This window comes from Vibrio sp. B183 (assembly GCF_000740665.1).
Classification (GTDB): domain Bacteria; phylum Pseudomonadota; class Gammaproteobacteria; order Enterobacterales; family Vibrionaceae; genus Vibrio; species Vibrio coralliilyticus.
In genome coordinates this window covers 195,603-208,596 of the sequence record NZ_JPQB01000005.1, presented here as the reverse complement: position 1 = coordinate 208,596, position 12,994 = coordinate 195,603, and the positions used below count along the sequence as shown (strand labels likewise).

General features: G+C 43.4%; 12 protein-coding genes. 8 read left to right on the top strand and 4 right to left on the bottom strand.

Going from position 1 to position 12,994, the window contains the following annotated elements; translation table 11 throughout:
* The first annotated feature begins 253 nt into the window (after positions 1 to 253).
* A complete protein-coding gene (locus IX95_RS06610; protein WP_038158069.1) occupies positions 254 to 1,066 on the top strand; it encodes a helix-turn-helix domain-containing protein in 813 nt (270 codons plus the stop codon).
* On the opposite strand, the gene IX95_RS06605 is transcribed toward IX95_RS06610, so the two are convergent.
* Positions 1,056 to 2,663: a response regulator gene (locus IX95_RS06605; protein WP_038158067.1), complete on the bottom strand. Its 1,608-nt coding sequence runs from the start codon at positions 2,661 to 2,663 to the stop codon at positions 1,056 to 1,058. The two genes, IX95_RS06610 and IX95_RS06605, sit on opposite strands and share 11 nt — an antisense overlap.
* Complete coding sequence (locus IX95_RS06600; protein WP_038158064.1) at positions 2,660 to 3,394, bottom strand: EAL domain-containing protein; 735 nt, start codon at positions 3,392 to 3,394, stop codon at positions 2,660 to 2,662. The genes IX95_RS06605 and IX95_RS06600 overlap by 4 nt, the downstream gene beginning before the upstream one ends.
* Positions 3,395 to 3,709: 315 nt before the next feature.
* Between IX95_RS06600 and IX95_RS06595 the strand changes: the two genes are divergently transcribed.
* The 5 genes from IX95_RS06595 (at position 3,710) to IX95_RS06575 (ending at position 9,051) form a co-directional block, all read left to right on the top strand.
* Positions 3,710 to 4,906 (top strand): glycine C-acetyltransferase, encoded by a 1,197-nt coding sequence (locus tag IX95_RS06595; protein ID WP_006960704.1) that lies wholly within the window; start codon positions 3,710 to 3,712, stop codon positions 4,904 to 4,906.
* A complete protein-coding gene (gene tdh, locus IX95_RS06590; protein ID WP_038158060.1) occupies positions 4,906 to 5,937 on the top strand; it encodes an L-threonine 3-dehydrogenase in 1,032 nt (343 codons plus the stop codon). The genes IX95_RS06595 and tdh overlap by 1 nt, the downstream gene beginning before the upstream one ends.
* A gap of 338 nt (positions 5,938 to 6,275) precedes the next feature.
* A complete protein-coding gene (locus tag IX95_RS06585) occupies positions 6,276 to 6,707 on the top strand; it encodes a BspA family leucine-rich repeat surface protein (RefSeq protein ID WP_038158058.1) in 432 nt (143 codons plus the stop codon).
* Positions 6,708 to 6,733: 26 nt separating this feature from the next.
* On the top strand, positions 6,734 to 8,074 hold the full coding sequence (locus IX95_RS06580) for a BspA family leucine-rich repeat surface protein (protein WP_038158057.1): 1,341 nt from the start codon (positions 6,734 to 6,736) through the stop codon (positions 8,072 to 8,074).
* Between the two features lie 254 nt (positions 8,075 to 8,328).
* A complete protein-coding gene (locus IX95_RS06575) occupies positions 8,329 to 9,051 on the top strand; it encodes a carbonic anhydrase (RefSeq protein ID WP_006960710.1) in 723 nt (240 codons plus the stop codon).
* Between the two features lie 28 nt (positions 9,052 to 9,079).
* On the opposite strand, the gene IX95_RS06570 is transcribed toward IX95_RS06575, so the two are convergent.
* Both IX95_RS06570 and IX95_RS06565 read right to left on the bottom strand, forming a co-directional pair.
* Positions 9,080 to 9,964, bottom strand: a complete 885-nt coding sequence (locus IX95_RS06570) for a hypothetical protein (protein ID WP_235202591.1) — start codon at positions 9,962 to 9,964, stop codon at positions 9,080 to 9,082.
* 169 nt (positions 9,965 to 10,133) lie between these two features.
* Positions 10,134 to 10,580: a hypothetical protein gene (locus IX95_RS06565; protein WP_019274394.1), complete on the bottom strand. Its 447-nt coding sequence runs from the start codon at positions 10,578 to 10,580 to the stop codon at positions 10,134 to 10,136.
* Between the two features lie 582 nt (positions 10,581 to 11,162).
* Between IX95_RS06565 and IX95_RS06560 the strand changes: the two genes are divergently transcribed.
* Complete coding sequence (locus IX95_RS06560; RefSeq protein ID WP_006960713.1) at positions 11,163 to 12,371, top strand: NupC/NupG family nucleoside CNT transporter; 1,209 nt, start codon at positions 11,163 to 11,165, stop codon at positions 12,369 to 12,371.
* Positions 12,372 to 12,460: 89 nt separating this feature from the next.
* Positions 12,461 to 12,916, top strand: a complete 456-nt coding sequence (locus IX95_RS06555) for a DUF3429 domain-containing protein (protein WP_006960714.1) — start codon at positions 12,461 to 12,463, stop codon at positions 12,914 to 12,916.
* The last annotated feature ends 78 nt before the right edge of the window (positions 12,917 to 12,994 follow it).

Sequence of the window (12,994 nt, the reverse complement as noted above, 5' to 3'; positions counted from 1 at the left end):
GGTACTCAAAATGCAAGAACCAGGCTTTCTTCTTGACTTGGGCTCAATGATGCAAGATATCTTGCTGGCCGCGTTCGCTGTCGTATTGCTCACCATAGTCACCTTAGTGTTAGAAAAGTAACACGCGCATTCTTTTATGTCACCAAAACAGGCGGATAGGTTAGATGAACTAGCGCCTGTTTTGTGTTTCTGCGATGTCTCCAATGCATTTCCAGTATAAACTACACTAAAAATAAATTTCGGTAAGTTGGCGATGAATAAAGAAAATTTCAGCGAGCGTTTGAAGGAGCTACGAGAAGAGCGACAACTCTCTCAAGAAGAACTAGCAGATGTGCTTTCCAACTCACATCGCGCCTTTTCTGGTGTCAATCAGGTGATGGTCAGTCAGTGGGAAAGGGGAAAAACCAAGCCGAGCTTCGTCCGTCGCGTCGGTTTAGCGAGTTTCTTTCAAGTTGAGTACGATTTTTCCGTTGAAGAAATGTCTCAGGTAAAGTCGGCAACGAAACTGATGAATCGCCCCTTCAATTCAGACGTTGCCTATGACTACGAGATTACTCAGGTTGACACGTATAACTTTTCCTCTTTACCGGAAAAAGAACTGGCGTTGATACGCTCCATGCACACAAAACTTTATGGTTTTGATTTTCTTGATACGACTCAGCGATTTGGGTTTTCTCGGGAAGGTATCGTCGTGATTTGTTTTCGAAGTGAAGGGTTGTTGGTTGGGCACTTTGCTTACACGACAGAGGCCAATATGTTCCTCAGCTTGGGCGCTTCTAGCATTATTATTCGCCGGCAAATCTTCGATTATTTATCAAAGAACTTAGAAGATACGTTTGTCAGTTTCCCGACCATCGACCCTGCAATGAGCCAGTTTTTGTATGACTTGTACTTTGAGCCTTGCTGCCATCAGCACGGTTTTATCTTTTATCGTGCTGACATTAAGAAAGTCATTGAGAATCCTTTCTCTCAAACGATACAAAACAGACACGATGTCTACTTTAAGTACATTCGTTACCATGACCTGAAGCAAAAGAAGAAAAGTGTTGAGTTCCTTATAGGTTGATCTTAATTAATTCATACTCTGATCTTAGTCTCATCAGATCCGATGTAAGACCTAGCGATTCGTAGCTCTCTTTGAGAAAAGCAATACTCGACTCAATATGGGAAATGATCTCTTTGGTTCTTTTTACTTTCCGTCGTTTCACTATGTCGGAGAGCTGAGATATGAATCCTTCATGATACCGAGTATTTAAAGGCGATGAGTGGGTCATTGACACCAATACCGAGAGATCGTCATCTCGATTGGTATCGTAATACAATTCCCTTTTGTCACTCATTTGAACTAATTGGCCAAGAATCTTGGAGGTTAAAATGGCCAGATAATCTTTCTCTATGAAACTCATCCTTTGCTGATAAAGCTTTTGGAGCTTCGAATATAAGCCTAATTGATAACAAGCAAGAGCCAAAAGTATCAGCACTAGATTATCTTTTGCGTACAGCGCCTTATCAAAAAAGGCATCAATCCGTTGACCAGTCAGAAATAAGCTCTTCCTATCGTAGTGTTTGAGAATATATATAAATAAAAAATAGAGCTGATGTTGCGATTCTTTGCTTGGCGCTATTTTGTTTAGATCGTTGACTTCCAAGACTTTGTTTTTATTTTCAAAAGTACTACTTAGAGAGACGAGTCCCTGTAGGAATACAAGCAGACGCTTATCTAACAACGGGTTGGTTTTGTTACTGCGTATTAAATGACCAAGTGAATCTAAAGTTGCATCGTAGTCTAGTGCTAGCAGGTGTACGAGAGCGGCTTTAACGGACTTCTCATGGTCGTCATTCACTTTAGAGTAATGTGATAGCAGATACTGGTAATCGTCACCTTCAAGCTGACTTTCATTTAATACCCAATGGACTCTGGGGTGGTCTTTGAGCGTCGTTGTGGTGTAAAGAATATCACTGATTTTTTGACTATCGTTTTGCAGGCTATAAAGCTCAATTAAGAGGACTGAAGGCCACTCCTGTTGAGCTCCAATAAATGGTTGGCAAAGCTCAACAGCTTCTTCAAAGCGGTCCAATTTAATGAGTGATAGGCAACGAAGACGAAGCATGTCGTTAGCGACTTTCGGGGGCAAGCATTCGTCCTGTGTTAGTTCCAGCACATCATGATAACGCTTTTGAAAGTAGGCATTTTTAAGCGGTTTTAGCCGCAATGCTTTCTCCGTAATCTGCCCAAACTTAGACAGAAACTGATTGTGGTTGAAGGGCTTAGCAATGAATCCGTCAGGCAAAAATGCATCGATTTGACGAACTGTATCAATGTCTGTCGCGTTGTCAGTAATGATCAATGCGGTCAAGTGAGCGCGAACCTGCTCTTTCTCAAGGTATCGAAAGAATTCACGGCCTTGAGGTTGGCTCTTAAAATTGAAAGAACAAATAATGACGTCAAAGTATGAACCTGAATCTTTGCTCTCTCTTAGGTATTTCGCTGCAAGTTTGGTGTCGGAGGCATGAGTAATGTTTTTGTCATCGACCTTTAGTTGCATCAACATCTTTTTGATGCTTTGCGCAAATAGAGTGCTTTCATCAACCACTAAAACTCGAAACTGAGCAATAACATTTTGGTGCGGCAATGGCACCGGATTGGAAGCTCGAATGATCATGCAGCAATCTGCCTTAGTTCGTGGATTCGTACGGGTTTTGAGAAATGAAAGCCCTGATAGGTATCAAACCCCAGATTGCGAATGTAAGTTCGAGTGTCTGAATCTTCCACACCCTCAGCCACAGAGGTGATGCCAAATTCACGGCAGAATTGAAGAATGTTTTTGATGAGTGCAGCACTGCGCATCTCATTATTGTTGATAATGGAACGATCAAACTTTATCTCATCGATGTTCAGGCTGAGCACTTTGTTGAAGTTTGAATAGCCAGCGCCAAAATCGTCGATAGAGATTTTAATCCCCATTTGTTGAAAGGCGTCGATTTGCGGAGCAACTGACTCATCTAACTCTTCACTTTCACTCAGTTCAAAAGTCAGGCGTGAGGCTGGGAATGAAAATTCCCAAAGCAGTTCTCGGACGCGTTCGATGTTTTCTGGGTTAACGAGCACCTGATGGCTGATATTGATCGCTAAACCAATGTTCGCACCAATGCCTTTCACGTCTTTAAGAGATTGTTCCAAGACGATGAAAAATATCGCTTCTTCATAACCAAGCTCAAAGGCTCTCTCAATGAAGCGCGAAGGCAGATAGATGCCTTGGCCCGGAATGTCTAGCCTGAACAGTGCTTCCACGCCTTGAATCTTTTCGAAGCTCGGTTCCACTTTTGGTTGATAAACGCATGTATGCCAACCGTTCGAAAAAGCGTCACGGATTAGCTGATCAGATAAGGTCATGTGCAATGCTCGTTAGTTAAAAGTTAAGGGCGGGCATTGTGAGGGCTTGTGATTTAAGGCTCCATATCGTTTTCAGGTAGAAATTTTCTATTTGATATGAAGCGCGAAATTTCATCACACAAAACATGGATTGTGATTGCTATCATAAAAATTCTTTATTTGTGCCTGAAATTCACTAATGTTTTTCCATCTGGTGGGATAATGAAAATAGCGTGCTTGAATTACACTTAGGGCAACTTTTGACGCCTTCGAATTTGAAAACGAAGGTGATGAATAAGCAATGTGCTTAACATAATAACTAGGAAGGAATTTGAAATGTCTTCTGCATTCTACGAACAGATCAAACAACAGATTGAAGAAGTAAAGGCTGAAGGTCTTTACAAGTCAGAGCGTGTCATCACTTCTCAACAGCAAGCGGCTGTAAAAATCTCTACAGGCGAAGAAGTGCTTAACTTCTGTGCTAACAACTACCTTGGCCTAGCTAACCACCCTGAGCTGATTGAAGCGGGTAAAGCTGGCATGGACAAGCACGGCTTTGGTATGGCGTCTGTTCGTTTCATTTGTGGTACTCAAGATATCCACAAAGAGCTGGAGCAAAAGCTTTCTACGTTCCTTGGTAAAGAAGACACAATCCTATACACCTCTTGTTTTGACGCTAACGCTGGTTTGTTCGAAACGATTCTGGGCAAAGAAGACGCGATCATCTCTGATGCGCTTAACCACGCTTCAATCATCGATGGTGTTCGTCTGTGTAAAGCGATGCGCTTCCGTTACTCAAACAACAACATGGAAGAGCTTGAGCAGCAGCTAATCGCGGCTAAAGAAGCGGGCGCTCGTAACATCCTTATCGTTACAGACGGTGTATTCTCAATGGACGGCGTAGTCGCTAACCTGCCAGCTATCTGTGACCTTGCTGATAAGTACGGCGCACTGACTATGGTCGATGACTCTCACGCGGTGGGTTTCATGGGTAAAACAGGCGCAGGTACTCACGAGTACCACGATGTGGTTGACCGTATCGACATCATCACAGGCACGCTAGGTAAAGCCATGGGCGGCGCATCAGGCGGCTATACTTCAGGTAAAGCAGAAGTGATTGACTGGCTACGTCAGCGTTCTCGTCCATATCTGTTCTCAAACTCGGTAGCACCAGCCATCGTTAATGCTTCTATCCGAGTTCTTGATCTTTTAGAGCAAAGTGGTGACCTACGTGACCGTCTATGGGAAAACGCAGCACATTTCCGCACTCGTATGGAAGCCGCTGGTTTCACTATGGGTGGTGCTGACCACGCGATCATTCCAATCATGCTTGGCGATGCGAAAGTTGCGGCTGAGTTCGCAGAGCGCGCCCTAGAAAAAGGTATTTACGTTATTGGCTTCTCTTTCCCAGTAGTACCAAAAGGCCAAGCACGTATTCGTACACAAATGTCTGCGGCACACTCGCGTGAGCAACTTGATCGCGCCATCGATGCCTTCATCGAAGTGGGTCGTGACATGGAGATCATTAAGTAATGAAAATTAAAGCGCTATCTAAGCTAAAGCCTGAAGAAGGCATCTGGATGACTGAGGTTGAAAAACCGAAAGTTGGCCATAACGATATTCTGATCAAAATTAAGAAAACCGCGATTTGTGGTACAGACGTTCATATCTACAACTGGGATGAGTGGTCTCAGAACACGATTTCTGTTCCTATGGTCGTTGGTCATGAATACGTGGGTGAAGTGGTTGCTATTGGTCAGGAAGTTCGCGGATTCGAAATCGGTGACCGTGTCTCTGGCGAAGGCCACATCACTTGTGGTCACTGTCGTAACTGTCGCGGCGGCCGCACTCACCTATGTCGTAATACTATTGGTGTGGGTGTAAACCGTGAAGGTGCATTCGCTGAATACCTAGTGATTCCAGCATTCAATGCATTCAAAATTCCTGAAGGCATCTCAGACGATCTAGCATCAATCTTTGACCCGTTCGGCAATGCTGTACATACGGCACTGTCTTTCGACCTTGTGGGTGAAGACGTACTGATCACAGGTGCTGGCCCAATCGGTATCATGGCGGCGGCAGTTGCTAAGCACGTAGGTGCTCGTCACGTTGTGATTACAGACGTGAACGAATATCGTCTTGAACTTGCACGTAAAATGGGTGTGACGCGCGCAGTCAACGTTGCGGAAGAAAAGCTTGAAGACGTAATGGAAGAGCTGGGCATGACGGAAGGTTTTGATGTGGGCCTTGAAATGTCAGGTGTTCAGGCGGCATTTAGCACCATGCTGAAGACAATGAACCACGGCGGCCGAATTGCACTACTAGGTATTCCGCCATCAGACATGGGTATCGACTGGAACCAAGTGATCTTCAAAGGTCTGGTGATTAAAGGTATCTACGGCCGCGAGATGTTCGAAACTTGGTACAAGATGGCATCATTGATTCAATCGGGCTTAGATTTGACGCCAATCATCACTCACCATTTCAAGATTGACGATTTCCAAAAAGGCTTTGACGCAATGCGTAGCGGCCAATCAGGTAAAGTGATTCTTGACTGGGAATAATGGAATCTAGATTACTGAATAGTAAAAGGCGACAGGTTAACCTGTCGCCTTTTTTGTTAATTGAGCCACCTACTACTTCTTAGCCAATGTTCAATTTATATCAGTGAACTGTCTGGTTATATAATGAACATATAGCGGCAAGGTTTTAAATTAAATAAATGATAATAAAAACAATAGTAATCACTAATAATTATTTAAATCAATAATATCTAAGAATATTATATTGAATGTCTCAATTAAAATTATTGATTTAAATAATAAAACAACCCTGACTTATATAATAATTAATTTATAAATATAATCGCACGCACTATTCATTGATAAGAAAAATATCTCAAATGCAATTCAAACTTATCGTGCTTGCGTGCGCGTTACTTAGCAGCGCCTCTTCGTTTGCTACAGAAAGTATCACCTGTGAATCGAACGCCCCGGGAACCGTGTTGATTGAAGAAGAAGAGTTGTTTGTGGTCGTGAATGACCAACTTATCCGCAACTCTGATTACTGGCAAAACTTCCTTGCTGGCAATATCCAACTCTGTACTAGCCATGTCACGGATATGAGCCATTTATTTGCTAAAGACGAGTTCTTTAACCAAGACATCAGCCGATGGGATACGCGCCGCGTCATCAATATGGACGGCATGTTTTTTGGTGCTAAGCGCTTTGACCAAGATTTAACCGTTTGGGATGTTAGTCAAGTCAAACGACATACGGACTTTTCTAAAAACAGCGGTCTGTCTGAAAACGACCTTCCACAGTTTCCTCAATAACGTCTATTCAATTCTAGGAAAATACAATGAAACGTACACTTACGTCACTTTTCGTCGGCGCGTTAGCGCTCGCTGGCAACTCCGCTTTTGCCGCTGATATCTCAGTAAAATGCCCAGACCAAGCTGTCAACTCTGTGATACTTGAGAACGGGCAGGTTTATGTTGTGGTCGACAACACACTTATCAGAGACAAGACCATGTTGGACTATCTTGAGCGTGGCCAGATCCGCTTTTGTACCACGCAAGTTACAGATATGAATACGGTTTTTTATAATCGAAAATCCTTTAACGCCGATATCAGTGATTGGGATACTTCAAGCGTAGTAAATATGAGAGGCACGTTCCTATGGGCCGAAGAGTTTAACCAAGATATTGGCCATTGGGATGTGTCAAATGTAACAAACATGTCAGCCATGTTTAGTTATGCTAAAAATTTCAACCAAAATATTGGCGATTGGAATACTTCGAGCGTTACAGACATGGAGGACCTGTTTCGATTTGCCTTAGTATTTAATCAAGATATTAGCTATTGGGATGTGTCCAATGTAACAGACATGACAGCCATGTTTTATAAGGCGGAGGAATTTAATCAAAATATTGGCTATTGGGATGTATCAAATGTAACAGACATGCCACAGGTGTTTGCTTTCGCAAAGTCTTTCAACCAAAATATCGGCTATTGGGATGTATCAAATGTAACAAGTATGTTGAGCATGTTTACTTGTGCCTATGAATTTAACCAAGATATTGGCCGTTGGGATATGTCTAACGTACGTAACATGGCATCCATGTTTCATACAGCAAAAGCTTTTGATCATGATATTTCTCAGTGGGATACCTCCCAAGTAACGAATATGTCCGGGATGTTTTCAAAGGCATTCACGTTTAACCAAAGTATAGCTGATTGGAACACATCAAATGTAACAAATATGTCCGATATGTTTCGCGAAGCAAACGGCTTTAATCAGGATATTGGCAATTGGGATACGTCTAAAGTGACCGATATGTCCCATATGTTTCGCGGTGCATACGACTTTAATCAGGATATTGGCAATTGGGATACGTCCAAAGTGACCGATATGCAATGGATGTTTAACAAAGCATACGACTTTAATCAGGATATTGGCAATTGGGATACGTCCAAAGTAACCAGTATGAGATGGATGTTTCGCGAAGCATATGACTTTAACCAGGACATTAGTCACTGGGATACATCAAGCGTGAAAAACATGGAACTCATGTTTGGTTCGGCAAAGGCATTTTCACAAGACCTGACTAATTGGAATGTGAGCAGTGTGACGGAGCACGCTGTGTTTGCTAAGGGCAGTGCCTTAACTCAAGAGCAACTGCCTTACTTCGTTGATTGATCTCTGATCTCTAGTGTTGCTCAAAAACCAGTGTTGGTGATACAACACTGGTTTTTTGTTTTAGGGCAAGATCAAACTGGCAATGTTAGAAAGACAAAGGCAGCTTCCAGTGAAATTGATAAAACCATAATTTTCACTTCTTTTGTATCCGGTTCCAAAATTCGCAGGTAATCAAAGTTTTCCTACTACTCATGGATTTGTTCATGGACTTATGATGGTGGCCGATCAGTTGGTGACGATAATAAGGAAATAACATGAAAAAAACATTTATTGCCGCAAGTTTGATGATTGCGATGGCGGGTACGGTTCAGGCCGCTGAATGGGGATACAAAGGTGATAAGGGACCTGAACATTGGGGAGACGTTGCAAAAGAGTGTGCGACTGGCAAAAACCAAAGCCCGATTGATATCAAGGATGTGGTTGATGCGGAGCTGATGCCACTGAACATTGAGTATCAGGGCATGGTTACTGGACTCACTAATAATGGACACACACTTCAAGCGGTTGTTGAGGGGAATAACGCCGTGACAGTAGATGGAGTTGAGTTTAATCTGGCGCAGTTCCACTTCCATACTCCTTCAGAAAACCACATTCGTGGTCAAAACTTTCCATTGGAAGCGCACTTTGTAAATGCGGATAAAGATGGCAACCTAGCGGTCGTCGCTGTGATGTATAACGCAGCACCAGGGGAAAATAACCAGATCACACAGTTGACAGCAACCATGCCTGAGCCAGGTGAAACGGTAAGGCTACAAACGCCTTTTGCTGTAAAAGATATGCTGCCTGCAACGGGGGAGTACTACCGCTTCAATGGTTCTCTGACGACGCCACCTTGCTCTGAAGGCGTACGCTGGTTTGTTCTTAAATCCGCTCAAACATTGACGACGGAACAGGCAAAACAAATGCAGATGGTGATGGGTAACAACAACCGACCAATTCAGAAACAGAACGCTCGTGTCGTTCTAACCAACGATTAAATAACAAGGCCGGGGTATCCCGGCCTTTTCAGATGTTGTGGAACAACACTTCCAATCTCAACGTGGCTTTTGCTTCTCCTTCACGCTGAGTATCTTCTTCTCGATTCCAGTTGTACTCTGGTATCACTTCATAGAATAACCACGGCCGCCAGAAGCTTTGGCGATAAGTGATAGAAACATGGGTATTTGGGATGTAATGAAAGGGGCGATTGGTTCCGGTCGTGCTAATTTGATAACTCAGTGCCTGATGGTCTGAAATGTGCTGGTATAAGGTAAACCCAGTGCCCAATTCCCAACCTTTGATATCGTCTTCATAGCTTGCGAATGAACTCCAACGAAACAAAAAATCTGGACTAATGGAATAGTCTAAATCGACTTCTGTAGATTCACCTGTGACACGCTTTCTCTGATAAATCTTTTGTGTCGCTCTGAAGACCATGTCTTCGCTCATTGGATAGGTGTAGCTAAAGCGACCTTCTATGCCTGGCTTAGCAGTAAGTTTAACGTTAAAACTGCTTCTGGCATTACTCAGCCAGTCATATCTCATCGCAAGCGTGCTTTCCGCATCACTGGAGTTTTGTGGAAAGAGATCGCGCAGATCATCTTCATCATCGGATTCAAAAACTACCTTGAGACGCTTTGTGACTTTAGGCAGGTGAAAGCGCGCTTTGAAACGTGTTTTGAACTCATAACCCTTTGCTTCAACATAGGCAAAGTCATTAGTCCAGCGAACGATACTACCCGCGTTAGCGTCTTCATCGGTACGGTCATCGACAAAGAAATTATCAAACCAAACAGCGGGTTCACAAAGACGGGCATTCACATAGCTGAATGCTGAGTCGAGTATGCCTGCGCTGTCTGGTTTACTGTGGCAGGACGAGTAATCAATTTCATCTTCGGCATATGCACTCAATGAAATGGTGCAAGCAAGTAGAAGGCAATAGCGCAATTAGGCTTAATTAATAGGTTAGTTAGCGTAACTTTGAGTATGTCTTGAATCAATAAATCTTGCCAATGAATCAGACTCAAAAATGAAAAATGCCAGACAACTCTGGCATTTAACTTCATCAATGATGAGCGTATTAGCTACTCTGGCTAATTTTCGCGTACTGGCGGAGTAAATCCGTTAAGGTTGTGACCCATTCTAGCGCATTAGTTGGTGCCTGTTTAAGGAGCACTTCTACATGTTGGCAATGGACCTCAAGTGGTATTGCCTGTTCGAGGTGAAAGGAAACTGAATAGAAATGCCAAAGGAGTAAGCGTTGCATGCGCAGCGTGTTTTGCTGTTGATTGTCTGATTCGCTGAAAAGGGCTGGCAGTTCACTCAGTGCGATAGCGCTCATCCTCAACATAGCATCAAACTGGGCTTCTTGCAGTTTGTCTTCGGATTCAGTCTCGTCTGCATCGAACGTAAACAGTTCAGTCATTGATTCTTCTGCGATCAGTCGATGGATCATTCGTAGACTCAGTTCTTCCAGCTCTTCTCTAGGGATACTTTGTAGGGAGGAGAGGGTGTAATCGCGTTGCATAGTGATCTCTGGCATCTGTTTAAGGGCGGGTTATTTTATACCGCTAATGGCATAAATCTAGCTCAAAATAGCGCAGATCTTGTTGTGTGCTTCTGCGATGCGTCTTTTCAACAGGCGGATAAACAAAACAGCCCCACCAAATGGTGGGGCAATATGTAGTTGTGTTTGCGTTGTTAGCTGCTGACGTTGTTAGAGAATCTGTCTTTGTCACTAGTACGTTAGTTGACACTTTTATAAACCTAGATGCCAAATGGTAAGTTGCCAAACTTTTTGAGTAATTGAATTCGATTACATGTTTGAAAATGTGATCTTGGTTCATGGTTTTATAGCAATGAAGTGCATATGTTGGGTTTCTGTACTCAATTTTCGTCTTCTCAATTTAGCCAGTTTCAGAAGAACCTGTTCATAGAGTGAACGTTTGAACGTTTGCGTTAAAATATGTGATGAATATCTCACTCTGTACGCTATACTCTCCGCCCGGTTAAGAGCACTCGCTCTGCCAATACAAGCCGTCACATGGAATGGTGAATGACCCCACGGACCGGACCAGCTATTTTCCAATGCTTGTAGAGGTTATCTTTAATGAATGTCCTATTCGGATTAATCGGTGTTGTGGCACTGTTATTGTGTGCTGTGTTGCTGTCAGAAAGTCGCAAAGCGATCAACTGGAAAACAGTATCTCGCGCGTTGTTACTTCAGGTTGGTTTTGCAGCCTTAGTGTTGTATTTCCCTTGGGGACAAACCGCACTAACCAGTTTAAGTAATGGTGTTTCCAGCCTGTTAGGCTTTGCTGATGAAGGCATTGGATTCTTGTTTGGTGATTTAGCCAATACAGGGTTTATCTTTGCGGTTCGTGTACTTCCTATCATCATTTTCTTTAGTGCGCTTATTTCTGCACTTTATTACCTTGGCATTATGCAAAAGGTTATCGAGTTTATCGGTGGTGGTATTCAAAAGTTCCTAGGAACCAGTAAAGCTGAGTCTCTGGTTGCCACAGGTAATATCTTCCTATCTCAAGGTGAGTCTCCACTTCTTGTTCGACCTTTCCTTTCGCGCATGACTCGCTCTGAACTGTTCGCTGTGATGGCTGGTGGTATGGCTTCTGTAGCCGGTAGTGTACTGGGTGGTTATGCTGGTTTGGGTGTTGAGCTGAAGTACTTGATTGCCGCGAGCTTCATGGCCGCACCAGGCAGCTTGATGATGGCTAAGATCATTGTGCCTGAGCGTGAAACGCCAATCGATCAGTCTGATATTGAAATGGATAAAGCACAGGACAGCAATGTAATTGACGCTCTGGCAAGCGGCGCGATGAACGGCATGAAGGTCGCCGTTGCCGTCGGTACAATGTTGATTGCATTCGTGAGTGTTATCGCCATGGTCAACACGGGTCTGGAGAGTTTGGGTGAAGTAGCAGGCTTTAGCGGAATTACTCTGCAAACTCTGTTCGGCTATCTATTTTCTCCTCTGGCATGGGTGATTGGTGTACCGGCAAATGAAATGCTGATGGCGGGTTCTTACATTGGCCAGAAAATTGTGATGAATGAGTTTGTTGCTTTCATCGACTTTGTTGAGCACAAAGCGCTGCTTTCTGAACACACTCAAGTGATCGTTACATTTGCACTGTGTGGCTTTGCTAACATCGGTTCAATCGCCATTCAGCTTGGCTCTATCGGTGTGATTGCGCCAGAACGTCGCTCTGAAGTCGCCAATCTCGGTATCAAAGCGGTGCTTGCAGGTACGCTGGCGAACCTTATGAGTGCTTGTTTAGCGGGTATTTTCATCCTGCTCTAATGCTTGTTTAAGTTCCAAACTAAAAGCCCGAATAGGAAACTATTCGGGCTTTTTTGTCGTAGTAAACAAAAAACGCTTAAGGATGCATTATGAACAAAGCAACATCGTCAACTTCAATTATGTTTAGATTGGGTTACTTAGGGCTATTGCCGTTCGCGTTGAGCCTAATTTGTATCGTCACTGGTGCGAGTCTTTTCGGGCTCACAGGCGAAGAAATGTTCATCTCATACAGTGTGGTGATCTTGAGTTTCTTATCAGGGGTGCTCTGGGGTAATGGTATCGATCATTCCGTAGACAAAATCAGTCGCAATGCGCTTTTACTCAGTAACTTGTTTGCTGTTATGACATGGGGCGTCTTGTTGCTTTCACGCCAGAATATCGCTTTGGCGCTTATATTGTTGGCAATTGGCTATTTTCTGGTTTGGTTTTCAGAGCGAGCGGTCAGAATCGCGGAGAAAGAGCGCAAACCAGCAGGCTACAAGATTCTTAGAGCAAGGCTTACTACCAGTGTTGTTATTATGCACTGCATTGCTCTCATCGCTTAAAAACTGATTTACAGCAAAACCTCTTTGTTTGGAAGGCGTAGGATAAACGCCAGTATTTTAAAAATCATAATACAAAGA